Raw genomic sequence first — 24,094 nt, 5'->3', positions numbered from 1 at the left:
GGGCGCAATTAATTGCCTATAGCTATGCAGCTGTGTGAAAATAGAGCTCAAAAGAAAAGAGCGCCTTAGGCGCTCTTTTTATGTTCTGTCTCAAATGCAATGGGATTGTCTGCCTGTTGCTTCAGCGTTTCCATACGCTCGCGCTTGGCTTGCCGCACCAGCTCTATCATGCTGTTGAGCCTGTTCTCCTCCACATCTTCGATGGGCAGAACCATCGTGGTATGGGGCGCTTCGATGTGAATGCGGTGCTGCCGCGTCATCAGGTACAGCATCAGGAAAAAACCGCTGAGGAGCGCAAATACATCGTTGAAGTAAACGAAGAAGGCCGAGATAACACTAAAAGCAAGGTATAGGGGTTTGCCTGTGGCTTTGATCTGCCAGGAGGTGATATCTTCGAGCATGACAGACTGGTAGCTTCTGAAAAGCCAGTTGTAATGCCGCATGATGACGCGGTGCGTCGTCAGGGTCAGTTTTTTATCCACCGTCTGGATAAGGTGCCTTTCACCACCAAGAAGTCGTGTTACTGCCATTCCTGATGGAGTATTAAGTTTGTTTATTTTCGTATTGAGTCGTAGCGAGTGTATCACAGCTAATAATTGGTGTTAACTATATCCAGGATTCCCGGAGGCACCAAAAGGTTGCATGTAAGTCCGGTGCAAAGTTAAATAAATATTAATTCTTATACGAAGCCAATCCGTCCCATATCGGTTTTATTATAATTCGGAGTAATTGGTACTATACCTACGGCAATTAGATTTATAGGATTGTAAATTAATCTGCAAAAAGTTTGCCTGTTTAACGAAGTAGGTATAAATATTAAAAATAAATTATATTTATATATAGAAAAAGCCACCCTGAATTACTAGGGCGGCTTTTTCTATAAGTGCTTTTGGGCTATGTATTAAGCGGTCAGGTAAAACTCTCCCTCAAAGCCATGGGCTCGCTGGTTTTTGAAGCGACCAATATCAGTTTGCATGTTCTCGTAAATTTCCAAAATTTCCTCTGAGTCCTGTGTAAGCGGTTTTATATGCTCCAGCAGCAATTTAGCCGCCAACGGATAAAACTTTGAGTCGTCCGTGTTCTTGGCGTTCACTTTAAAGCTGCTCACGTGCGTCTCCAGCTTTTTCAAGCCAGGGTGCTCGCCCTTAAATTCTTGAATGGTGTCGCGGAGTTTCTCCCGTATCATCAGGTACAAATCCTCTTCGAAGGTCATCCCGAAGTCATCATCCTCCTCTTCATCATCGAAGCTGTAATCTAAGTCGTCATCGTAATCGAAATCGTCTCTCATGGCTGATAATAAGGTTATTTTGAATTGTTAGTACGCACGGTTGTTCTCAGGGTGTTGCATAAAGTTCAAGTTTTCTTTCCTGGCAGCAGCACAAAAACCGGGCTAGCGCCTGCTTTTCCTCCCAAAGAAAATGCATAAATAATGTTTCGAATCGGTAATTGCAATGCCTGAGGTATACCTGGATTGAATTATTTTGCTTTGGCAAAATATGTGGCAGGGTAGCGGTTTGAGGCTAAAGCCGATAGGCATAAAAAAAGACCGGCTCCCGGAGGAGAGGTCTTCTTTTTGATGCGCATGGTGTCTGATCAGGCAAATTTGCGCTCGATCAGGCGGAGTAGTTTGTTCACGCTATCCTGCTTCTTGCTCCAGTCATACTTGCGGGCCAGGTCATTGGTCACAAAGTGCATGGCCTCATCCGGGCTCCTGAACTGGTCCAGTTGCTGAATCGTGTTGTAATAGGTCATGTTGTCGCCATCGAACAGCTCGTTGATGAAGCTGAAGCGCTGGTTGATGGAGATGGAGTTTTTAAGCGACTCTATCTTGCGGTTGCTTAACGAATCGCCGATAGAGGCGGAGGCTGGCTTGCTGAACTTTTCGTTCATAGTAGGTCGCTCCGCCTTGAAGCGCTCGTTCAGGTTGTTGTCCGCAATGGCAGCAGTTCTGGGTGCAGTTGCTACCGGTGCCGGAGCAGGAGTTGCTACTGGTACAGAAGCCTCGCGCTGCGCGCTATGGATAGGCGCCACCACATCTTTCTCCTCAATTGGGGCAGCTGGCGTTGGCTTGGCTATTGATGCAGCGTAGGCGGCCAAAGGCGAGATCTGCTGTTGTCTGATCTCTTCTTCTGTAATCGGCAGCAGGCTGTTAAACGCTTCCAGCACCTCAGTTAGCGGCGCAATGCTGTCGCGGTTGGCGTTCAGGTATAGCTTAAACCGGCTCAGAATATAGTCGCGGTCACGGTTTGAGGGAGAGAGCGTATTTACAAAGCCCGAAAACAGGGCCTTGTCCAGGTCGATGTATTTGAGGTTTTCCTGCAGTTTGGGCAGGGTGATGTCCTCCTGAATGCGCAGGAACTTCTCTTCAAAAGTAGCCACCGGTGCCAGTTTAAGCAGAAAAGTGTCGAGGATCGCTTTCTGAAGCAGTGCCTCAAAAGCGTCGCGCTTGATCAGGATCTTGCGCGATAGTACATTCATAAAGTTGAGCAGCGCCTCCTTTACCTCTTCATGTTCATAGTCGAAGTAAGGGCTGCGTAGGTTGGCCATTTCGTGGTGCCACCTGAGCAGGAGCTCTTTAATCACAAACAAATTGACCTGTTTGATGGGCGTAAAGCCAATCAGTTGGGGTCCGTTAATTGTGTCGTGTGCAGCAAAATGGCGGTCGCAAAGCACATTTGCCAGTTCTTTGCTGTAACGTTCAAGCCTTAATTGATTATATTTGTCTTCCATTGGTATACCTTTCTTTCGTAAAGTTAATAAATAATATGCCAAATTTAACGGTGCAAAACCTGTTCGATCGGCAGGTAGAGGTGGCACCCGGCCAAACGCTGCTGCAGGCCCTGCAGGCCGACGGCATCGACTGGATGCACGCCTGCGGAGCCAAAGGGCGCTGCACCACCTGTCGCATTGTGGTGCAGGAGGGGCTGGAGCACTTCGGGCCGCTCACCGACAGCGAAGAACGCTACCGTAGCAGAGGCCGCCTACAAACTAACGAAAGACTGACCTGCCAATGTACATTAGTGAGCGGAGATGCTCAGGGCCGCGTGCCCCGGCAGACCATGCTCCCGCACATGAAGTACAGTAGTTAAAGAGTTTGGGAGTTTGAGAGTTTAGGAAGGTAGGAAATTAAAATTAGAGGTTGGATGTAGCGTCGTTACACTGTTACGTCGTGTGGGATGATAAACGGCTTCAAAGGCAGATATGATTGTCTGAATCAGGATTAGTAAGGTTGATCTTCACATCATCTCGGATCTTATGAAGTCCTTAACTTGGGGCAGCGGCCTCCGGCAAAGGGGAGAGGCGAGGTAATCATACACCAGTAATCGTGCATACAACAATTTAACCGTCAACAATTTAACAATTTAGTAACTACAAAATAGTACATGTTTATAGAGCCGCGCGTTGGTAACGATAACCACGCAATCAGAAGAGGGTGGATAGAGGTGATCTGCGGATCGATGTTTTCGGGAAAGACAGAAGAACTGATCCGTAGACTGAACAGAGCCAAGATTGCCAAGCAGAAAGTGGAGATTTTTAAGCCGACCATCGACAAGCGCTATCACGAGGAGGACGTGGTGTCGCACAACGCCAATGCCATACGCTCTACCCCGATAGACTTTGCGCAGGACATGCTGTTGCTGGGCGGCAGCTGCGATGTGGTAGGTATAGACGAGGCGCAGTTCTTTGACGATGGCCTGGCCGAGGTATGTGTGAAGCTGGCCAACAGCGGTGTGCGTGTCATAGCCGCTGGTCTGGACATGGACTACCTGGGCAAGCCCTTTGGGCCGATGCCGGCCTTGATGGCGGTGGCTGAGTACGTGACCAAAGTGCATGCCATCTGTGTGCAGTGCGGCGATATTGCGACTTATTCTTATCGCAACGCATTATCGGAGCAGCAGGTGCTGTTGGGCGAGACGGAATCCTACGAGGCTCGCTGTCGCCACTGCTTTCAGGAAGGCATGAAGCAAAAGAAATAACAGCAGCTGATGCTATACCTGTGACTTGCCCACCGCGACTTACTTTACGTCGTTCCTGATAAGACAAGACTTATCTATACCTAACGATCATACCCGTGTCGAAGCTGCTTTTGCGTTTATTATACCTGTCTGTAGTGCTGCTCTGGCTGCCAACGCTGGTGCAGGCGCAAAGTGCAGTAGGTATAGGACAATGGCAGTTGCACGTGCCCTACACACAGGGCAGGGCTGTGGCCGATGCAGGCGACCGCGTGTACCTGGCCGCAGAACAGGGCCTTTTCTACTATGACAAGGAGTTCCGGAACGTGCAGCCCATTACCCGCATCGATGGGTTGAGCGAACAGCGCATCAGCACCATCGGTTACGATCCGGAAACGAATACCCTGGTCATCGCCTATGCCAACGCCAACATCGACCTGCTGCAGAAAGGCCGCGTCATCAACCTCACCGCTATCCTGCGCCTGGCCGTCGACGGTGACAAAACCACCCACCACATCCACATCCATCACAAGATAGCGTATCTCTCCACGGCTTTTGGCCTGGTGGTAGTGGACCTGGCCCGGCAGGAGATAAAGGATACCTATACCAACCTGGGGCCTAAGGGCGAGCGGCTGGCTATAAAAGCGAGCACTGTGCAGGGCGACTGGCTATACCTGCTATCGGGCCAACAGGTATGGCGCGCCAACCGACTAACAAGCAATCTTAAAGATTTTCGCAGCTGGCAACTTGTGGAAACTGGTCTGCCAGCTGCTACTCTCCTGACAGCACTGGCCACTTTTCAAAATCAGGTATACCTGGCGGCGGAAGGCTTTGGGTTGCGTGTGCTACGGCAAGGAAGCTGGGAGCAGGTGCCTATACCTTACGGCAGCACTATCACACACTTACAGTCCTCTGCCAATTACCTGCTGGGTACTACAGAGCTGGGCATTCTGCTGCTCGACAACCATGACGTAGCCTCTATGCTGCAGTACCCAGGTATAAGGGCACCGCGCATGGCCGTACGAGATGCCGAGGGCACAACCTGGATAGCAGACGAGCAGAGTGGCCTGATTGCCTGGGGACTTGGGAGCGAGCCGAAGGCTTTTGCGCCACCGGGGCCTGGGTCCAGTAATAGCTTTCGGGTAGCTGCCGGTAATGGTGTGGTCTATGTGCTGAGTGGAGGCTACAGTGAAAGCTACGAGCCGCTGCACCGCGCCAATGGCTACTACAGTCACCGTGCTAGGCAATGGTATAACAACAGCCCTGCTTTGTCGCCAGCTGATGGGAAGCCACTTCGTGACTTTGTAAGTGCAGCCTACAATCCGGTGACGGGACGTGTTTACATGGCTACCTACGGGCAAGGACTGCTGGTCTGGAAAGGAGAGGAGCAGCCTATCCTCTACAATGGCACCAACAGCACGCTGCTCAGCACACAACCAGCCACCGACCGTACCGAGCAGATACGCCTGACCGATGTGGCCGTCGATGCTGCCGGACAGGTATGGACCGTAAACCGCCATCGGGTGTCTGGTGCGCCGGGCCTGCATGTGTTGCGGCCTGACGGGGAATGGAAGGGGTATAGCCTGCTAGGTATAGCCGATAACAGTAACCTGGAACGACTGGCGATCGATGACAATGGGTATAAATGGTTGAGCATTAGCCGAGAAGGCAATGTGCACAGTGGCTTAGTCGTGTATGACGAGGTAAGGCAGCAGGTACGGGAACTCAGGGCCGGAATTGGCAGTGGCAACCTGCCCAGCAGTGCCGTATACAGCATCACCAAAGATAGGAACGGCGACATGTGGGTCGGAACGGCAGCGGGTGTGGGTGTGTTTTACAGTACCGCCGCTGTGTTTTCTGGTCAGGTATACGATGCCCGGATCCCGATCATTGAAGGGCGGCCGCTGCTCGGTGGGCAGTTGGTACGCGACATTGCCGTGGACGGCGCCAATCGCAAGTGGATGGCCACAGATAATGGTTTGTGGCTTTTCAGCCCGGATGGAGACCGAATGCTGCAGCACTTCACTACCCAGAACAGCCCATTGCCTTCCAATAAAGTTTTATCAGTGGCCATTGAACACGGCTCCGGCGAAGTGTTTGTGATGACTGATGAAGGTATAGCCTCTTATCGCGCGGAGGCCACAATCACGGAAGGAGAGCCTGACTGCGCCCAGGTATATCCAAACCCGGTGCGGCCCGACTTTGCCGGCCTTATTGGTGTGTCTGGCTTGCCGAACAATGCCGATGTGCGCATCACTGATATCAACGGTACCCTGGTACACAAGGCCAGGGCCACTGGCGGCACCCTCACGTGGGATGCCCGCGGGTATAACGGCAAGCGTATAAAAGCTGGCGTATACCTGGTCTTCGCAGCAGACCGCGAAGCACGCCAAACCTGTATCACTAAAATAGCCGTACTGGAGTAAATGTTAGTCAAGACAAGAGGCATCGTACTCAACTATATCAAGTTTCGCGAGTCGTCGATCATCGCCAAAGTATACACCGAGCAACTGGGCGTGCAGTCGTACATCGTGAACAGCGTGCGCAAAAAAGGCCCGGGTTCCCGCATTGCCCTGTTTCAGCCTTTCACGCTGCTCGATATGGTGGTCTATACCTCGCAAAGGGGAGGCATCACCCGCATTTCAGAGTACAAGAGCGCCTATCCTTACGCTACCATACCTTTTGACATCCGCAAGAGCAGCATTCTGCTTTTTCTGTCTGAGATGGTGTCGCGCACTATTAAAGAAGAGGAGGAGAACCCGACGCTCTTTCACTTCCTGTTCAACGCCATCATCGAGTTTGACGAGCTGCAGGATCATTTTGAGAACTTCCACCTGATCTTTCTACTGCACCTGAGCCACCACCTGGGCTTTGGACCAAGCAGCGGAACAGAGATTGTAGAGCAGGTAGCCTTCTCCCCCAATGCACAGTCGCTCACCGATGCCCCGCCGGTTTTAGCACTGCAGGCTTACGAACAGCTTTTCGACCAGTTGCTGCGCACACCCGCTGAGGCCGCTATACCCAACGGCAAGGTGCGCCGCGAAATGCTCTCCATCCTGATCCGCTATTACCAGCTACATGTAGAGCGCCTGGGCGAGATCAAATCGCTGGCCATCCTGTCGGAAGTGCTGAGCTGATAAACAGAAAAGGCGATGCATCGAGCATCGCCTTTTCTGTTTATGTGAAACTAGCTGTTAGCGCACTTGCAGTACATCTATTTCGAAGATTAGCACAGAGTTTGGCGGAATACTGCCGCTACCATACATGCCGTAGCCTAAGTAGGAAGGAATGTAGAGGTTCGCTTCCTCGCCTTTGCGCATTTGCTGCAGCCCCTCGTCCCATCCCTTGATCACCTGGCCAGCACCTACCAGCACCGAAAACGGCTTGCCGCTTCTGAAAGAACTATCAAACACGTCGTTGCTCACGTTGCGGCCAATGTAGTTTACCTCCGCATACTGTCCAGCCTTAATCACATCGCCTTCACCTGCTTTTTTGGTCAAGATGTAAAGGCCGCTGTTCAGGCGCACCACTTTGGTTGTGTCTACATTATTGGCCCTGAAGTACTTTCTGATCGTTTCCTCGTCTATCTTTTTCTGGGCTTCAATCTGCTCAGGCGTGATATAGTAAGGGTTAGTTTCTTCTTTGCATGACGAAAAAGAAACCAGCACAACCAAAAAGAAGAGGACCTTCGCAAGCCATGTGCTCAGATACTGCTTTTTATGTGTTGGGGTCATGGTAATGGGGTTAATAGGTATTCGGAAATTAGTTTTTGATGTCAACAAGCTCCACGTCGAAACGCAGGATCGAGTTGGCCGGCATCTGCTCGCCACGTGCCTGCTCGCCGTATGCCAGCGGAGAAGGAATCAGTAGGATCGCCTTGCTGCCTTTGTTCAGTTGCGCAATGCCATCATCCCAACCCGGTATCACCTGGCCCTGGCCAAGCGGGAAAGTGAACGGCTGACCGCCACTCATGGGGTTGTCGTAAGAAGATTCCAGCTCTTTGCCATCCAGGAAAGACAGTTTGTAGTGCACCGATACGTTGTCACCGGCTTTGGCTTTCGGGCCTTTGCCTTGTTCTGTTATCACGTAGTACACGCCTGCATCCGTCTTCTGTACATTCTTCAGGCCTTTTTCTTTGATGTACTCCTGAATTTTAGCGTCGTCAACTTTGATCTGCTCTTTAGCGCGCTCCTGCTGGGCCAGCATCTGCTCTTCGAACATCTTCTGCTGATCCGCTACTGCTTCCTCTTCAGACTGTATTTTATCAGCTTTCAGATAGAAAGTGAAGTGTGTGCCTGGTTTCACAAACGGAGGCATCGGCTGGTTGAATGTGTTCGCGAAAAGTGAGTCTACACTGATTTTGAACACACCGCTGTCTCCAGCGCGCATCATGGTCAGGGCGTTCTCAAGGCTGCCTTTGAAGGTAGGCTCCATTACCGGGAGCATCACCGGCTGGCCCTGCTGGCGTGAGTCGAACAGCACAGAGTCGTTAGCCGTGCGGTACGACATGTGCATGGTGATCACCTGGCCCAGACGGGCACCGGTGGTATCGTTGGCATCTATCTCGCCACGGTTCACATACTCACCGTCTTTTTGCTCATATATCTTATAAGCCAGGCCGTCAGCCGTAGTGCGAAATTCGTCGCTTTTGTTTTTGTCGCCACAAGACTGCAGCAACATGGCACCGGCTAGCACCGGCAATAAGAACTTTGATTTAAATAGCATGTGTTATAGGTTGGATAAAATGTTTGTTACTTAACAAGAAGCCTGCAGTTGCTCTTCGTACTGTGGCAGCAGGCTTTCAAACTTGGCCACGGTGTTCTCCAGCGTATCGAGCGACATACCGCCAGCTGCGTTTTTGTGTCCGCCGCCGTTAAAGTTGGCGCGGGCAAATTCGTTCACTGAGAAGTTGCCCACAGAGCGGAACGACATTTTAACGGCCTGCACGCGGTCGATGATCACGGCTGCAAAAACAATGCCCTCAATAGAAAGCGCAAAGTTCACCAGGCCTTCCGTGTCACCTGTTTTGGAATCGTAAGCTTTCAGTTCCTCCGCTGTAATGGCAATATAAGCTGTTCTGTACTCGGGGCGTACGACCAATTTGTCCTTCAGGGCATAACCCAGAAAGCGCAAACGCAGTTCCGTGGAGCTGTCGTAGATGAGGCGGTGAATGTTGGAGGTGTTCACCCCAATGTGCAGCAGGTCCGCGATGATCAGGTGCACGTTTTTAGAAGTGCTCGGATGGCGGAAAGAGCCCGTGTCGGTCATGATGCCGGCATAAAGGCACTCGCCTATACCTGTGTCGATCTTGTCGCCATCGCCTAAGGCTTTGATCAGGTCATACACCAGTTCAGCTGTGGCGGCGGCCTGCGGGTTAGAGAAATCCAAATCAGCGAAATCCTCTGGCTGCAGGTGGTGGTCTATCAACACCTTGGTGCCTTTGGCGTTGCGGATGTAGTCACCCATGTCGTGGATGCGCGACAGGTTAGAGAAGTCAAGGCAGAAGATCATCTGCGACTCGCTGATGATGCGCTGCACCAGGGCGTCGTTCTTCTCAGAGTAAACGAGCACATCATCATTGCCCTCCATCCAGGTAAGAAAGCTCGGATAGTCGGAAGGTGTGATAACCGTAACCCGGTGTCCGAGCTTCTTGAGATAGCCGGCCAGACCCAGTGACGAACCCAACGCATCGGCGTCTGGTTTGTGGTGTGTGGTGATCATCACCTCTTTAGGTTCTCTCAGGAGCTCTTTGAGAGCATTAATGTCGTGCATAAAGCTTGTTATAAATCCGCTGATTAATAGGGATATAAGGCGCGAATTTCTGAAGAAATAACTTCTAATGCAATAAAATAGCGTTTTAAGACGCTCTAGGCTGTTCTGCGAGCATGCATAGGGCCTCGTTGTAGGTATAGCTGGGTGCATACCAGCATAAATATTTGTAGAAAGTATGGGCAAAGTGCTGCTATAATTAAGCTAAATGCGCTAATTTTGCACCTTCAAAACGAAACATACACACATTAACAGAATAGACATGGCTGGAAACATCACATTTACCATGATTAAGCCGGATGCGGTTGCAGATAACAACATCGGTGGCATTACCAAAATGATCGAGGAAGGCGGCTTCCGCATCGTGGCGATGAAGAAGACAAGACTGACTGAGGAGCGTGCCGGTAAGTTCTACGAAGTGCACAAGGAGCGTCCTTTCTACGGTGACCTGGTGAAGTACATGTCATCTGGCCCAATCGTAGCTATGATCCTGGAGAAAGACAACGCAGTTGAGGATTTCCGTAAGCTGATCGGCGCTACCAACCCGGCCCAGGCTGAGGAAGGCACGATCCGTAAGGTATACGCTAAGTCTATCGAGGCAAATGCCGTACACGGCTCTGACTCTGACGAAAACGCACAGATCGAAGGCGACTTCTTTTTCGCTGCCGACGAGCGTTTCTAAGCTATTAAAGACTACTTATTGATTTCTCAAAAGCCCGCAGGACCTTATGGCTCGGCGGGCTTTTTTGATTATGTTTGAATTAGTAACACCACACTTTTTATGAAACATACTTTACTCGCTGTTTTACTTCTTTTCTCATCAGCACTGGCTTTTGCTCAAAGCGAGGAGCCAGAGTATAAGCCTGTTGTGATTCACTACAACGCCAACTGGCAAGTTACTAAGCCGGAAGCAGCCGTCGTAAAGCGGCTGGCTTACCTGCCAGCTAATATGAAAGATATACACAACCTGGAGGCGCCCACCTTTCAGCATGCCATTACAGACTACTACGCTGACAACTCTGTGATGGCCAGAGGGTATTACAACGCGCAAGGTAAGAAGTGGGGGAAATGGCTGTTTTACCATCCGAACGGACAACTCGATTGTGAAGGCAGCTTTAATGAAGACGCCCCTACTGGGAATTGGAAGTTTTGGACCCCGGCAGGTGAGCCGATAATGGATATCACAGTGGAAGAAGAATCTGTGCGGGTGCATAGCCTATGGGGTGCATCCGGAGAGCAGCTCGTGAAGGATGGCCATGGTGTTTACAAGGCTCCCTTTCCGTCTGTTGCGACAAAGGGAGTTTCAATGCTGGAAGGAGAGTTTGTAGATGGCTACAAGACAGGCTGGTGGCGACTAACCGATCCGTCGGGTAAGATGGAGCTAGAGCAGATGTATGATAGCAAAGGCCGGTTTTTGAGTGGAACCAAGTATGAAAAAGGAAAGCCAGCTATCAGTGAGAGCGACAAGATGAAGCTGATCGCGCTGCCTGACTATTTGCTGCTTGCAGAGGCATGGGGGGTAGACCACAAGTATTACGAGCCTAAGTTTCCGGTGATAGCAGAACTGCTAAACTTTAAAACGATAAAAGTGGATGTGGCGCCAACCAAAGACCGACCCGCAGATCACTACTATTATGTAGTGCAACAGCGAAGCAGCGGCCTGGCTGACACAGCCCTGTATGGTGTGCCGCTTATAGAGCCGGTTTTTTCTGGAGAGTTGCAACAGTACATCTACCGAAACTTTAGAATGCCGAGGTCGCTCTACAACAGCCCGATATCAGGATTGCTCGTGGTGCGCTTTAATGTGACCGAGGCAGGAAAAATAGGAGATGCAGAGGTGATCAGGAGCGTGCATCCCAAAATAGATGAAGAAGCTATTCGATTTGTGAACAGCATGCCAGCATGGAAACCAGCTACAAGGTTAGGGAAGCCAGTGGCAACCTCTATGACGCTTCCGATTAGATTTTACAGCGGATCAATGTCTATGGATAGCAGGCAATACATGCCAAAACAGTATTCCAATATGTTTTTGTGGTAGTAATGACATTGCTTTAAAACAGAAAGAGCCGGCTAGTGATAGCCGGCTCTTTCTGTTTCAAAGTAACCTACTGCTTCGGAATAACAAACTGCTGACCTGGTTTGATCAGGTCAGGGTTGCTGCCGATGGTAGCTTTGTTTGCTTCATAAATTCGCTTCCAGGCATTGGCATCGCCGTAATACTGCTTGGCAATTTTAGAAAGCGAATCACCACTTTTTACAGTATAAGTGTCCTGTCCCGTTGCAGGCTGCGCCCCAGGTTGCTGAGGCGATTGCTGGTTAAAAAATGAGCCATCGCCTGGCTGGCGGTTGGTTGGGTTTGGAGCCTTAGCGGGTTCCTTTTCCCCTTTCTTGAAAAAATCACGCAATCCCATATTTCAAATTTTTTATGATGTCAGTAAATAGATTTTGAGCTGCTTAAAAACACAGCTGCTTAAATAGATACGCCAAATGGTTCGCATGGTTGTAACGCCTTGTATTCTTGGTAGATTATATAGCTTTAATCAACTTTAAAAAAGTTTTAACCGTACTCTATGCACGCCTCATTAGGTAATTAGGCGCAGGTATGTATAACCATTAAACTATGAATAAAATGAACATGAATCTGAAACAGGTGAAAGCCTACTTTACATTTGTAATGGCCTTCGTGCTGATGGCCTTTATGACAAGTTGCGGGGGCGACAAAGACAATGCCGGCAATGCCAACATGATCTCGGGCGGCAGCAGCAAAACCTGGAAAGCCGAGAAAGAGTTAACCGCCTCCGGTGACAAAGACAAACTGACGGCAGAGGAAAAGCAGGAGACGATGCAGTTCTACTCAGACGGTCGCTTCGCCATGGGCGGTGGTGGCTCCCTCCAAACCGGAACCTGGACCTACGACCAGGCAGGCAAACGTTTATCGCTCACTTTTGAAGGGGCTAATGAGTCGATGAACTTCACCGTAGAAAAGCTGACTGATAAAGAAATGGACCTTGTGGCAGCTGATGGTTCCAAGATGCAGATGGAAGCCGAATAAGGTACAAGTGAAAAGTATATTTTGAGCAGAAAAGCCGGTCCAAAATTGGGTCGGCTTTTTTTAATGTTCAGGCCAACACGGTTTTGAGTAGAAGTGACTGCGAAAGGTATAGCTGAGTGACGCAAACCGCTATACCAGGCGGCGCAGCGCCAGCAAACCAAGTGCAGGGCCTATAGCCAATAGCGCCAGCGTATAGTGCAGCGGCAATTGCGTGAATAAGAAGTCTGTAAGCTGGATGCTGACCACCGTAATGGCGAACCCAATGGCCACCACGATGGTAAGTGCGGTGCCAACCAATTGCGGAGGGGCAGTTTGAGCGGTTAGGGCTGAGAACTGGGGAGAATCCCCGGCTACTACGATGCCCCAGAAGAGCAGAAAAGGTATAACTAGTTGCGGTGTATCCAATTGCAGCACAAGCAGCGAAAGCAGGCAGCAGAAGCCCGAAAGCAATAGTTGCAAAAAAGCCACCCGGGCGCTTCCCCATACCCACGATAAGTACCCCCCGCCGACACAGCCAATTGCCCCTGCCGCAATTACTGCAAAGCTGTAAGCCGACACTTCGCCCATGGAAAGTTGTGGGAGCGTTAAAGTAAGGATCAGTGGCGTAAAAGCCCACAAGGTATAGAGCTCCCACATATGGCCAAAGTAGCCGAAAGCAGCCGATCTGAAACCGCGATCACGAAAAGCCTGCAGCATATTTCCGATCCTAAAAGTAGCTCCTTTTTTCAGGTATGGTCCATCGGGCACGAGCAGGTATAGGAGCAAACCGCCTACTGCCGCCAGTGCACTAACCGCCACCATTACCTGCTGCCAGGGAAGCGTAGCCCCCAATGCCCGGATCAGGTGCGGAAATGCTGTGCCCAGTACCAAAGCACCCACCAAATAACCGATGGCCTTCCCCAGCCCCGTGCTGTACCAACTGGCCGCTATTTTCATACCTACCGGATAAATACCCGCCAGCAGAAAACCAGTAAGCGCCCGGAGCAATAGCACGGCGTAAAGATCTCTGGCAGCAAATACCACCAAGGCATTGGCCACAGCACCCAGCAAAGCACATAGCATAAACAGCAGTCGTGGAGATACGCGGTCGGCCAACGAGAGAAAAGCAAATACCAGTGTGCCCGCTATAAAACCGAGCTGCACCGCGGATGTGAGCAAAGTTAATGCCCCTTCCTGCAACTGCAACGAAGCCTGCAACTCTGGCAGCACCGCGTTACCGGCAAACCAAAGCGAAGTGCCCGCAAACTGCGAAAACACAAGCGTAGGCAAGATTCGGGCGGGCGGGGCTAAGGTTTGATGGAGCAAGGAAGTTTGGGAGTTTAAGAGTTAGCGGGTTGAGGAGTTTGAGAGTTGAGGAATTGCAGAAGTTAGAAAATTTAAAAGCTGAAAAGTTGAAATGTGGCGACGTTACACTATTATGCCGCGATGTGTAATGGCTTTAGGTATAGGTGTAAATTATGTAAGCCTATAGTAGACATTCGCACTCTTGCTAAATTCTCATCGGTATACCTGTCCGAGTCATGCATCGAATTCCCATCAAGGCGTAGGCCTCCTCAACATACGAGGGGTTAATCGTGCACCCAACAATGGACAATCAACAATCAACAATTCTATCATTACCCATAAATCGTTTCGGCGAATTTCTCCAGTGCCTTACGGGTCTCGTAGGTGCGCTCGAACATACCCATGTGACCGGTTTTACCGAGGAAGTACACCATACTGTTGTCAGGCAGGTGGCATTGCTCCAGGGCTTTGTCTAATGGCACGGCGCCGTCTTCTTTTCCGAAGATAAACAGCACTGGGAATTTAACTGCTTTTAGCACATTCGTTCTGTCATTTCTGTCGCGCATGGCGGCCAGGCCACCAGTTACGCTCGCCTTGGGTGTGCTGGTGCCGATCTCTTTCATCAGCGCAATTTCCTTTTGAAGTCGGTCGCGGTTTTCGCTGTAGAAGAGGGGTTCAATGAATGATTGCATGAACTTCTCCACGCCATGCTTTTCCACAAACTCGATGGTCTTGTTGCGGTTGTCTTTTTTCTCGTCAGTGTCGGGCAGGGCGGAGGAATGAAAGAGGCAGAGGCCGCTGAGCATACTGGCATACTTTTCGGCGAAGGCCATACCTACATAACCACCCATGGAGTGGCCCACCAGGATGCACTTCTTAATGCCAAGCTCGTCTAGCTTCGACTTTACATAAACTGCCATCCCTTCCATGCTGTAGTCGGCTATACCTTGGGCATTGTCCCCGAAACCGGGTAGGTCCAGCGCAATGGTGCTAAACTTCTGCTGCAGTGGTTTGCTGAAATCTGTCCAGACTTCTTTACTCTCGCAGAAGCCATGCAAAAATACGATTGGATCGCCAGAGCCGGCAGAGGTATAGGTAGTCTTATTTTTCATAGTTTATGATTGTGGTGTTAGTATGTAAAGATAGCTAAATGTCTGAATCAGGATTCACAGGATTAAATGATTTACAGGATTCTTGTGCACGGTTGATAATCTCGTGTTCCATTCTCTGTTGAAGGCAAGGTGACCATTTTGCTGCCGATTTCCACCTGTCATCCTGAAAGGATCTCAACAATACAGTTTGCTATACCTATATAAACCGAAGCTACTGCACAATATGTGTAGGTGAAAAACAAAAAACCTCACAGCAATTGAAGAAGCTGTGAGGTTTTAATCTTTGCAAAGAAGTCTTTTCTTTTGTGCTTATACCTTCACCGTCACACCGATTATCTCTCTCACGGTGTTCTCAATGGCAGTCGGGTCGAAGCCAGCGTCGCGGTGGAGCTCTAACTGTGAGCCGTGCTCGAAAATCTGGTCAGGCATGCCGAGGCGCTTCACCTGCGAGGTATAGCCGTTGTCGACCATGAACTCCAGTATCGCGCTTCCGAAACCGCCTTGCAGGCAGCCGTCTTCTACGGTGATCACTTTGCTGTACTTGCTGAAGATGTGGTGCAGCAACTCCTCGTCCAGCGGCTTGCAATAGCGCATGTCGTAGTGGCCCGGATTGATGCCGTCGTAGCTCAGTTTCTGGCAAACATCTACAGCGTAGTTGCCGATGTGGCCGAATGTCAGAATCGCTACTTCTTCGCCTTCCTGCACCGTGCGGCCTTTACCGATTTGCTGCAATTCCAGTGGTGTTCTCCACTCAGGCATAACACCTTCGCCACGTGGGTAGCGGATCGTGAACGGACCAGCACCTTCCTGCGAAGCGGTATACATCATGTTGCGAAGTTCCTGTTCGTTCATCGGGGCGGCAACCACCATGTTCGGGATGCAGCGCATGTAGGCAATGTCATAAGCACCGTGGTGCGTCGGGCCATCGGCACCGGCGAAACCGGCACGGTCAAGGCAAAACACGACGTGCAGGTTCTGGAGGCACACATCGTGCACCACCTGGTCGTAACCGCGCTGCATGAACGTGCTATAGATGTTACAGAACGGCACCAGGCCCTGCGTGGCCAGGCCGGCAGAGAAAGTGACCGCATGCTGCTCGGCTATACCTACGTCAAAAGCACGGTCGGGCATGGCCTTCATCATGATGTTGAGCGAGCAGCCAGACGGCATAGCTGGCGTCACACCCATGATCTTTTCGTTCTTTTCAGCGAGCTCCACAATCGTATGGCCAAACACATCCTGGTACTTCGGAGGCTGTGGCGTATCGTGGTGCTTCTTGTAGATTTCGCCTGTTATCTTATCGAACAGTCCTGGCGCATGCCATTTGGTCTGGTCTTTTTCGGCGAGGGCAAAGCCTTTGCCTTTGGTGGTGAGCACGTGCAGGATTTTTGGACCCGGTATACGCTTCAGGTCTTCCATCACCGACACGAGGTGGTTGATGTCGTGCCCGTCGATCGGGCCGAAATAACGGAAGTTCAGGCCTTCGAACAGATTGCTTTGCTTGGAAAGCGTGGCTTTGATGCCGCTCTCGACCTTGGAGGCAATGTGCTGTGCGTTCGGACCAAACTTGCTGATCTTGCCGAGTACATTCCACAGTTCGTCGCGCAGCTTGTTGTAGGTGCGGGAAGTGGTAATGTCGGTTAAATATTCTTTCAGAGCGCCCACATTCGGGTCGATGCTCATGCAGTTGTCGTTGAGGACTACCAGCAGGTTGGCGTTGGTGGCACCACCGTGGTTGAGGGCCTCGAAGGCCATGCCGCCTGTCAGGGCGCCATCACCGATCACGGCAATGTGCTGGCGGTCTTCTTCGTTTTTATACTGCGAGGCAACCGCCATACCCAGCGCGGCCGAAATGGAGGTGCTCGAGTGGCCTACGCCGAAGGTATCGTATTCGCTTTCTTTTCTTTTAGGAAAACCAGAGAGTCCACCATACTTGCGGTTGGTGTGGAAGTTGTCGCGGCGGCCGGTCAGGATCTTGTGTCCGTATGCCTGGTGACCCACATCCCATACCAGTTGATCGTAAGGCGTCTGGAACACATAGTGCAGTGCCGTAGTCAGTTCCACCACCCCAAGGCTAGCCCCAAAATGACCGCCGTGGATCGATACCACATCGATAATGTATTGCCTTAACTCCTGGCATACCTGCAAAAGTTGCTCTGGCTTAAGGGCGCGGAGGTCGGCAGGCGAGTCAATGGAGGCAAGAAGATCTCCTGGTTTGATGATCATAGAAATGTCTTTATTAATAGACTTCCAACAAATTTTTCAGGCAAAAGTTTGCATTGTGCAAAATACAGTCTGCCGGACAAAACGTAAAGTTAGCAAAAATCAGAACACAAGCTGCTATTTCTCCTCCCTATCCTGTCAGGGCAGCCGACGGCGGTGTATGGGGTAAATGTGGTAATTGGTTGACTGTCAGCAAGTAGGTTGCTGTGCGGAACTTTATATCAAACACCCTCCTTGATAATGCTACACTTATACAGTTGTGAGCTTTATTTGTTCAGAAATCGTGCAGGTACGGCCTCTATAACGTGGCAATCGGACTGGTATTTCATACGAATAAATTAGTATTTTTGTACATCTACCGCGAATAGCGCATTAACCAAAGGCCAGAGAAGTGAGTTTCGAAATTAAATTACCGTTGTTTGAGGGGCCGTTTGATCTCCTGCTCTTCTTTATTGAGCGTGACGAGCTAGACATCCACGACATTCCGATCTTTCAGATCACCAACGAGTTCATGGGTTACCTGCGGGAGTTGGAGCAGCTCAATATCGAGGTGGCCAGCGATTTTATCCTGACAGCCGCCACCCTGATGCGCATCAAGGCCAAAATGCTGCTGCCCCGCACCGAGAAAGATGAAGACGGAAATGAGATAGACCCGCGCCAAGAACTGGTGCAGCACCTGTTGGAATACAAGAAATACAAAGCTGTGTTGGGCGACCTTGGACAGATGGAAGACACCCGCCTGGCACAGGAAAATCGGGGCAACATACACGAGGAACTGCAGCAGATCGCCAACTCCAACCATTTTGAGTATGAGTTGCAGGACCTGAGTCTCTACAAGCTCATGCGCGTGTTCGATAAGGTAATGCACCGCTTTGAGGAGGAGCAGAGCCGCCCGAAGCACACCGTGCTCACGTACCCCTATACCATAGAGGAGCAGCGGGACTACATTATCCGGGTGATGGAGGAGAAGGAACAGATTGCTTTTTCGGAGATAATTTCGGCCTTCCCGGACAAAATAGGGATGATCTTCAATTTCCTGGCGATTCTCGATATGCTGCAGCTCAACCTGATCGGGATCGAGGTAGGCGATGGCTTCAACGACTTTGTCATTACCAGAGCCGAAGGGCAGGCAGCCCAGGTGACGCAGCTCATACTCGAGTAGCAATCCCCTAAAACACTTAAAAAGCCGAACCGTTTCCACAGAGTTGCCGAATAGTTAAGTAGTTTTGCACGTCAGCTATTTAAGAGCACGCGCCGCAGAATTGGGATATAATAGCCTGCATGGACCAGAACAAGAAGACCATACTTAAGAATTTCAGTCCGATCAAGATCCTGATCCCGGTACTGCTGGGTCTGGGCGCTACGGCATGGCTGTTTATCAAAGACGATAAGCTAGGCGACCTGAAAGGTATAGCGGAGGCCAACTGGTGGTGGCTGGCCGCGGCGCTGCTCGTGCTCGTAATCCGCGATCTGGGTTACATGTACCGCATCCGCAGCCTTACCGACAAATTCCTGACCTGGCGCAACAGTCTCGACGTGATCATGCTCTGGGAATTCGCCTCTGCGATCACACCATCTGTAGTGGGCGGCACGACCATTGCGACCATCGTGCTCAACAAAGAAGGTATACCGCTGGGCAAGTCGCTGGCTTATGTGATGCTCACGGCCGTGCTCGATAACATGTTCTTCATCATCGCAGCGCCCATTGCACTGCTGGCCGTCCAAGGTGAGGTGTTCCCTGATTTTGGCCTGTCAGCCACTGATATCAACGCCCTCAAAACAGCCTTTTACATCAGCTACTCGCTCATAGCCGTCTATACCTTCATTATGATCTACGCGCTGTTCGTGCGACCGCGTGCTTTCAAGTGGATTTTGCTGAAACTGACTAGCTGGAAATTACTGCGCAAGTGGCGCATCAACGCTTTTCAGCACGGTAACGAGATCGTGTGGGCGTCGCAGCAGCTGCGTGACAAGGATTTCAACTACTGGGCCCGGGCCATCATCTCGACCATATTCGTATGGAGCGCCCGCTACTTCCTGCTCAACTGCCTGATCGCGGCCTTTACTGACGTCACCCTCGCCGAGCATATGCTCATCATTTCACGCAACCTTATTTTCTGGATCGTGATGCTGGTGGCGATAACACCGGGTGGTGCCGGCATCGTGGAAATGGCTTTCCCGAGCTTCTTTGGCTTGTTCCTGGGTCGTTTCAGCAACATTGTGGTGGTACTCTACCGCCTGATTACGTACTACCCATACCTGGTACTGGGTTCTATCTTCCTGCCGAAGTGGATAGCGAAAGTATTTGGCAGGTCTTCGGTGGAGGATGAAGTTAAGGTATAAAACAGGAACAGGTATGAAAGCCATAATTGTTGGAGGCGGAATCGGAGGACTGTGTGCCGCACTCGCGCTGCAGCAGGCAGGTATAGAAGCCACCGTTTACGAGGCCGCGCCCAAATTCAAAGGGCTTGGAGCAGGTGTGGGACTGGCCGCTAACGCCATGCAGGGGCTGCAACGGCTCGGCGTGATGGACGACGTGGTGGCAAGAGGGAAGCAACTCGAGGCGCTGGTGATCTTCGACGAGCACGGCCGCGAGATCAGCAACATGGACACCCGCCGCCTGAGTAACAAGTATGGCATCAACAATTTTGTGATTCACCGCGCAGACCTGCACGAAGTGCTGCTGAGCCACCTGGCGCCCGACTCCGTTGTGCTCGGAAAGCGCTGCGAAGAAATAGTGCAGCGTGGTGATCAGGTGCAGATCATGTTTGCCGATGGAAGCCATGCCACAGCCGATCTGCTCATCGCCGCCGACGGCATCAGCTCGGTAGTACGCCAGCAACTGGTGCCCGACAGCATACCGCGCTACGCTGGCTATACCTGTTGGCGCGCCGTGATCGACAACCCGGGCGTTGACATAAACAACATGATTTCGGCTGAGACCTGGGCACCGGAAGGCCGGGTAGGTATAGCGCCGCTGCAGGGCGACAAAATTTACTGGTATGCCTGCATCAACGCCCCGCAGCGCGATGAGAAGATGCGAAGAATGACGCCCGAAAAGCTGGCCCGGCACTTCGAGAAGGTGCATTCGCCAGTGGAGATGGTGCTGGCCTCCACCTCGCAGGAACAGCTCATCTGGAACGACATAGCCGACCTGGAGCCACTCAAGCATTTTGTGTACGGCCGCATTGTGCTCCTCGGCGATGCTGCCCATGCTACCACACCTAACATGGGGCAGGGCGCCTGCCAGGCTATAGAAGATGCCGTGGTACTGGCACAGTGTCTGAAGCAGGAGCCAGTGCTGGCCAACGCACTGAAGTGCTACGAAAAGCGCCGCAAGGCCCGCACCGCCAAAGTAATCAAGCTATCCAGAGCACTGGGTGAAGTCGCGCACTGGCGGAATCCGCTCCTAAGCAAACTCCGGAACACGCTTTTCCGTGCCATGCCCCGGTTCATTACCCAGCGGCAGATGGAGGACTTGTATCGGGTTGATTTCTGATCATACCTGGGTATTCACCTGACAGTTTCTGTGCGGAGGAGTCTATAATAAACCAATTCATCATCCCGGACCAGTTCTTCCATTCCTATTTTCTGGAGTATGCGTGCAGATGCCGTATTCTCCAGCAGGCAATTCGCTGTCACAGCTTTCACATCCGGATGTTGGAATGCCCAGTTTACCAGCGCCTGTGCTGTTTCCAGGCCGTAGCCGCGCTGTTGCTCCTGCTCGATAATGGAGTAGCCGATGTCCACAGTTCCTTCCTGATTAGGACCGCCTTTAAAACCAGCATCGCCAATTACAGTGGCGTTGTGTTTGAGCACGATCATCCACGATTCAAAACCGGTCGGTTCGGGTAATTTCTCCAGTCTTTTGATGATGCGGGGCAGGGTATCCATGCTTTCCTGATCTGGCCAGAAGCGGGTGGGTTGCAAGCCAAGATAGGTGAGTACAGCATTATTACCGGCATAGAGTGTTCTGGCTGCCTCAAGGGTGAAGGGGATCAGTACAAGCCTCTCGGTGTGAATGGGTTGGGTGCGCATGTCACGTTTGTTGAAAATACAATACTGCTATTCACGCAAAGATACACCCATAGCTATTGTACTGAATAGGCGGCAGGAGTTTTAAATCCTGTTCTGACTTATTGTAAGTTGTCGATTACCCGCTTTAGTTTCTGCTGCACTTCTGTGGCTATACCTTCCAGCGATTTGTTTTTGGCGGCAGCCATCGAGGCGATGGGATCGACGGCCGATACTTCAATCTCTCCGTTCTCATGCTCTTCCACCACTACGTTGCAAGGTAGAAACACACCTATTTTGTCTTCACTTTGCAAAGCTTTATGCGCGAAATGCGGATTGCAAGCGCCGAGGATCTTGTACTTCTTAAAGTCAACATCGATCTTCTTCTTCAGCGTGTCCCTTACGTCAATTTCGGTGAGTACGCCAAATCCTTCTTTCTTCAATTCGTCGGTTACCTGCTGCACCGCTTCCTCGAAGTTCGAGCCTGCCAATGTTTTATTGAAATAGTAGTTCATAGCTTTTGGGTTAGGTTGTTTAGTTTAACTACGAACGGGAAGGGGAAGGGGTGGATTAAAAATTAACGAACCACTCTTTCTTAACTTTAACTTTTTCTATTAGTTCTATTTCTACACCAAGTTTAAGTTCTTTCAGCTTTTCAGCGAATTCATTTCCATCTATCAAATCGATAGGAGGTGCACCATCTCTGTTTGCTTCTCTTCTCGCCTCTCTTGTAAAGCTGCCTGTTGTAAGGATAAGGCCTTTGTCTGCTCGGCCTATCATAGCACCCCTAAAGTCTCTTACAATGCTTGAGCCCACGCTTCCCTGATAACGTTTGGCCTGAAAGACAACATGAAAGGATAAAACACCTCCAAGCCTGATAAGACCTTGTCCGTCAATACCTCCATCATTAGAGCGTTGCGTTACTTCTACATTCAGGAAGCCTAGTTCACGAAGAACTCTCTGACATAACCTCTCGAAGTTTTCTGGAGATATTTTCTTTACAGAATCTATTAGTTCTTCTTGCCAGGAGAACTCGATTAGTTCCTCACTTATAGTAGGAAGTTCTGTCGAAGATGGTTTAGTAGCTCTTTGGCTTTCTTCTCTATCAAGTTTGGTTACTGCTTTTTTTACCTGAGCTTTATCAACGGACGTTGTATGCTTGCCTTTTTCAGTCAGAGCTCATACACCTTTCGAGGAATTCTCCAGTAACCCATACCGCTTTAAGTAATTTCTAGACCAAGCTAAACGATAGGTAAGTTTGGTGGTGCTTTCGCGGTGAATATCATTTATCTCTTCCTCGGAGAGCTACATAATTTCACTAACCTGCTCCTCTATTTCTCTTACAGCACCTGAGCCGCCTAGGCTTTTTAAGGCTTGGAGAGTTGGGTTAAACAAATCATCGTACTTGTACTTAAAGATTTCGCTCATCAGGGGTCTCGGTAAAGATGCGTTTCGCTATTGACTTAAATATATGGCATTTTATATAGAATAGAGAGCTTATTCTTTTTGTATATACCGTTTTTATTACTTGCACATAATAAAAAATGGGGGCTACTGAAGCCCCCATCCTTGTTTCTATTTCGCTGTGTTTCGTGTCTTTCAAACAACTACACCAACCCCTCTTTCACCAAATACTCCGCAATCTGCACGGCATTGGTCGCAGCGCCTTTGCGCAAGTTGTCCGCCACGATCCACATGTTTAGCGTGCGTGGCTGCGTTTCGTCCAGGCGCACACGGCCAACGAGCACTTCGTCTTTACCGTGGGCATCTTTTGGCATTGGGTAAACCAGGTTTTTCACGTCATCTACTACCTTGACACCTTCCGTTTCGTTGAGAATGCGGTATACCTCATCCAGCGTAAAATCCTTCTCGAACTCCACGTTCACTGACTCGGAGTGACCACCCATTACAGGTATACGCACCGCAGTCGCCGTTACCCGGATCGAGTCGTCGCCCATGATCTTCTTGGTTTCGAGGATCATTTTCATTTCCTCTTTGGTATAGCCGTTGTCCTGAAACACGTCGATATGTGGCAGAACGTTCAGGTCGATGGTATACGGATAAGCTTTCTCACCTTCTTTGCCTGCACGCTCGTTCATCAGCTGCTCCACCGCTTTCACGCCCGTACCTGTCACTGACTGGTAAGTGCTCACGACAATGCGCTTCGCCTGCAGCTCTTCGTGCAGCTTGTTCAGGGCCACTACCATCTGGATGGTTGAGCAGTTCGGGTTGGCTATGATCTTATCTTCTTTAGTCAGCTCTTTGGCGTTGATCTCGGGTACCACCAGCTTTTTGCTAGGGTCCATGCGCCAGGCCGAGGAATTGTCTACTACCACAATGCCTGCTTCGGCAAACCTCGGGGCCCACTCGGTAGAGGTGCTGCCGCCTGCTGAGAAAATGGCGATTTGCGGGGCAGCCGCGATCGCTTCCTGCATCCCGATCACCTTTATCTGTTTACCCTTAAACTCCATCTGTTTACCAACAGATCTCTCAGAAGCAACCAACAATAATTCCGTTACTGGGAAGTCGCGCTCCGCCAGTACTTTTAAAATCTCGCCGCCTACCAATCCGGTGGCGCCTACTACTGCTACTTTCATTGTTTAGGGTATATTATTTAATTGTTGATGGTTGATTGCTTATTGTCAGATTCAAGATTTTCAGGATTGATTTAAAAAAAACAATCAATA

25 protein-coding genes and 1 pseudogene are annotated in these 24,094 nt (G+C 50.5%); 10 read left to right on the top strand and 16 right to left on the bottom strand.

Features of this window, described 5'->3' with window-relative positions; translation table 11 throughout:
• Window positions 1–65: 65 nt before the first annotated feature.
• The 3 genes from C8E01_RS01885 to C8E01_RS01875 form a co-directional block, all read right to left on the bottom strand.
• On the bottom strand, window positions 66–530 hold the full coding sequence (locus C8E01_RS01885; protein WP_116541650.1) for a hypothetical protein: 465 nt from the start codon (window positions 528–530) through the stop codon (window positions 66–68).
• Window positions 531–901: 371 nt separating this feature from the next.
• A complete protein-coding gene (locus C8E01_RS01880; RefSeq protein ID WP_116541649.1) occupies window positions 902–1,288 on the bottom strand; it encodes a hypothetical protein in 387 nt (128 codons plus the stop codon).
• A gap of 305 nt (window positions 1,289–1,593) precedes the next feature.
• Window positions 1,594–2,730 (bottom strand): hypothetical protein, encoded by a 1,137-nt coding sequence (locus tag C8E01_RS01875; RefSeq protein WP_116541648.1) that lies wholly within the window; start codon window positions 2,728–2,730, stop codon window positions 1,594–1,596.
• 35 nt (window positions 2,731–2,765) lie between these two features.
• On the opposite strand from C8E01_RS01875, the gene C8E01_RS01870 reads away from it, so the two are divergent.
• From C8E01_RS01870 to recO, 4 genes are all read left to right on the top strand, one after another.
• Window positions 2,766–3,089 (top strand): 2Fe-2S iron-sulfur cluster-binding protein, encoded by a 324-nt coding sequence (locus C8E01_RS01870; RefSeq protein WP_116541647.1) that lies wholly within the window; start codon window positions 2,766–2,768, stop codon window positions 3,087–3,089.
• A 294-nt stretch (window positions 3,090–3,383) separates the two neighbouring features.
• Window positions 3,384–3,977, top strand: a complete 594-nt coding sequence (locus C8E01_RS01865) for a thymidine kinase (protein ID WP_116541646.1) — start codon at window positions 3,384–3,386, stop codon at window positions 3,975–3,977.
• A gap of 95 nt (window positions 3,978–4,072) precedes the next feature.
• Window positions 4,073–6,379: a type IX secretion system anionic LPS delivery protein PorZ gene (gene porZ / locus C8E01_RS01860; protein ID WP_116541645.1), complete on the top strand. Its 2,307-nt coding sequence runs from the start codon at window positions 4,073–4,075 to the stop codon at window positions 6,377–6,379.
• On the top strand, window positions 6,380–7,090 hold the full coding sequence (recO, locus tag C8E01_RS01855) for a DNA repair protein RecO (RefSeq protein ID WP_116541644.1): 711 nt from the start codon (window positions 6,380–6,382) through the stop codon (window positions 7,088–7,090). It begins immediately after the preceding gene.
• A 57-nt stretch (window positions 7,091–7,147) separates the two neighbouring features.
• On the opposite strand, the gene C8E01_RS01850 is transcribed toward recO, so the two are convergent.
• From C8E01_RS01850 to C8E01_RS01840, 3 genes are read right to left on the bottom strand one after another with little or no spacing between them, the layout of a single operon-like run.
• Window positions 7,148–7,687, bottom strand: coding sequence for an FKBP-type peptidyl-prolyl cis-trans isomerase (locus C8E01_RS01850; RefSeq protein WP_116541643.1), 540 nt, complete (start codon window positions 7,685–7,687; stop codon window positions 7,148–7,150).
• A 28-nt stretch (window positions 7,688–7,715) separates the two neighbouring features.
• A complete protein-coding gene (locus tag C8E01_RS01845; protein ID WP_116541642.1) occupies window positions 7,716–8,678 on the bottom strand; it encodes an FKBP-type peptidyl-prolyl cis-trans isomerase in 963 nt (320 codons plus the stop codon).
• 30 nt (window positions 8,679–8,708) lie between these two features.
• Entirely contained in the window at window positions 8,709–9,725 is a 1,017-nt protein-coding gene (locus tag C8E01_RS01840) for a DHH family phosphoesterase (protein WP_116541641.1), read from the bottom strand.
• Between the two features lie 259 nt (window positions 9,726–9,984).
• On the opposite strand from C8E01_RS01840, the gene C8E01_RS01835 reads away from it, so the two are divergent.
• Both C8E01_RS01835 and C8E01_RS01830 read left to right on the top strand, forming a co-directional pair.
• Complete coding sequence (locus C8E01_RS01835; RefSeq protein WP_116541640.1) at window positions 9,985–10,404, top strand: nucleoside-diphosphate kinase; 420 nt, start codon at window positions 9,985–9,987, stop codon at window positions 10,402–10,404.
• Window positions 10,405–10,503: 99 nt separating this feature from the next.
• Complete coding sequence (locus C8E01_RS01830; RefSeq protein ID WP_116541639.1) at window positions 10,504–11,760, top strand: energy transducer TonB; 1,257 nt, start codon at window positions 10,504–10,506, stop codon at window positions 11,758–11,760.
• A gap of 67 nt (window positions 11,761–11,827) precedes the next feature.
• Here C8E01_RS01830 and C8E01_RS01825 read toward each other — a convergent pair whose 3' ends face one another.
• Window positions 11,828–12,133 carry a LysM peptidoglycan-binding domain-containing protein gene (locus C8E01_RS01825; protein WP_116541638.1) on the bottom strand — a complete coding sequence of 102 codons (306 nt, stop codon included), beginning with the start codon at window positions 12,131–12,133 and terminating at the stop codon, window positions 11,828–11,830.
• 209 nt (window positions 12,134–12,342) lie between these two features.
• Between C8E01_RS01825 and C8E01_RS01820 the strand changes: the two genes are divergently transcribed.
• The gene (locus C8E01_RS01820; RefSeq protein WP_116541637.1) at window positions 12,343–12,774 is read left to right on the top strand and encodes a lipocalin-like domain-containing protein; all 432 of its coding nucleotides are present in this window, start codon (window positions 12,343–12,345) and stop codon (window positions 12,772–12,774) included.
• Window positions 12,775–12,903: 129 nt separating this feature from the next.
• On the opposite strand, the gene C8E01_RS01815 is transcribed toward C8E01_RS01820, so the two are convergent.
• The 3 genes from C8E01_RS01815 to dxs all read right to left on the bottom strand — a co-directional run bounded on the left by C8E01_RS01815 (window position 12,904) and on the right by dxs (window position 17,396).
• Window positions 12,904–14,079 carry an MFS transporter gene (locus C8E01_RS01815; protein ID WP_116541636.1) on the bottom strand — a complete coding sequence of 392 codons (1,176 nt, stop codon included), beginning with the start codon at window positions 14,077–14,079 and terminating at the stop codon, window positions 12,904–12,906.
• Window positions 14,080–14,390: 311 nt separating this feature from the next.
• The gene (locus C8E01_RS01810) at window positions 14,391–15,170 is read right to left on the bottom strand and encodes an alpha/beta fold hydrolase (RefSeq protein ID WP_116541635.1); all 780 of its coding nucleotides are present in this window, start codon (window positions 15,168–15,170) and stop codon (window positions 14,391–14,393) included.
• 309 nt (window positions 15,171–15,479) lie between these two features.
• Window positions 15,480–17,396: a 1-deoxy-D-xylulose-5-phosphate synthase gene (gene dxs, locus C8E01_RS01805; protein WP_116541634.1), complete on the bottom strand. Its 1,917-nt coding sequence runs from the start codon at window positions 17,394–17,396 to the stop codon at window positions 15,480–15,482.
• 388 nt (window positions 17,397–17,784) lie between these two features.
• On the opposite strand from dxs, the gene C8E01_RS01800 reads away from it, so the two are divergent.
• From C8E01_RS01800 to C8E01_RS01790, 3 genes are all read left to right on the top strand, one after another.
• Window positions 17,785–18,555, top strand: coding sequence for a segregation and condensation protein A (locus C8E01_RS01800; protein ID WP_243409378.1), 771 nt, complete (start codon window positions 17,785–17,787; stop codon window positions 18,553–18,555).
• 119 nt (window positions 18,556–18,674) lie between these two features.
• Window positions 18,675–19,736, top strand: a complete 1,062-nt coding sequence (locus C8E01_RS01795) for a lysylphosphatidylglycerol synthase transmembrane domain-containing protein (protein ID WP_116541632.1) — start codon at window positions 18,675–18,677, stop codon at window positions 19,734–19,736.
• Between the two features lie 13 nt (window positions 19,737–19,749).
• Entirely contained in the window at window positions 19,750–20,892 is a 1,143-nt protein-coding gene (locus C8E01_RS01790; RefSeq protein ID WP_116541631.1) for an FAD-dependent monooxygenase, read from the top strand.
• 14 nt (window positions 20,893–20,906) lie between these two features.
• Here the strand turns inward: C8E01_RS01790 and C8E01_RS01785 are convergent, their stop codons facing one another.
• The 6 genes and pseudogenes from C8E01_RS01785 to C8E01_RS01770 all read right to left on the bottom strand — a co-directional run bounded on the left by C8E01_RS01785 (window position 20,907) and on the right by C8E01_RS01770 (window position 24,004).
• The gene (locus C8E01_RS01785) at window positions 20,907–21,431 is read right to left on the bottom strand and encodes a GNAT family N-acetyltransferase (protein ID WP_116541630.1); all 525 of its coding nucleotides are present in this window, start codon (window positions 21,429–21,431) and stop codon (window positions 20,907–20,909) included.
• A gap of 98 nt (window positions 21,432–21,529) precedes the next feature.
• Complete coding sequence (locus C8E01_RS01780) at window positions 21,530–21,922, bottom strand: DUF302 domain-containing protein (protein ID WP_116541629.1); 393 nt, start codon at window positions 21,920–21,922, stop codon at window positions 21,530–21,532.
• A gap of 55 nt (window positions 21,923–21,977) precedes the next feature.
• The gene (locus C8E01_RS21875) at window positions 21,978–22,400 is read right to left on the bottom strand and encodes a restriction endonuclease (protein ID WP_243409403.1); all 423 of its coding nucleotides are present in this window, start codon (window positions 22,398–22,400) and stop codon (window positions 21,978–21,980) included.
• A gap of 186 nt (window positions 22,401–22,586) precedes the next feature.
• Window positions 22,587–22,700 (bottom strand): annotated as a pseudogene (locus tag C8E01_RS21870) (restriction endonuclease); the annotation flags it as partial.
• 12 nt (window positions 22,701–22,712) lie between these two features.
• Complete coding sequence (locus C8E01_RS22025) at window positions 22,713–22,835, bottom strand: hypothetical protein (RefSeq protein WP_262509632.1); 123 nt, start codon at window positions 22,833–22,835, stop codon at window positions 22,713–22,715.
• A gap of 179 nt (window positions 22,836–23,014) precedes the next feature.
• Window positions 23,015–24,004 (bottom strand): aspartate-semialdehyde dehydrogenase, encoded by a 990-nt coding sequence (locus tag C8E01_RS01770; protein WP_116541628.1) that lies wholly within the window; start codon window positions 24,002–24,004, stop codon window positions 23,015–23,017.
• Between the last annotated feature and the right edge of the window lie 90 nt (window positions 24,005–24,094).

It is taken from the genome of Pontibacter virosus (assembly GCF_003096355.1).
GTDB classification, from domain to species: Bacteria; Bacteroidota; Bacteroidia; order Cytophagales; family Hymenobacteraceae; genus Pontibacter; species Pontibacter virosus.
Note: the sequence above shows the minus strand (reverse complement) of the source record. Positions and strands in the feature narration are given on the sequence as shown.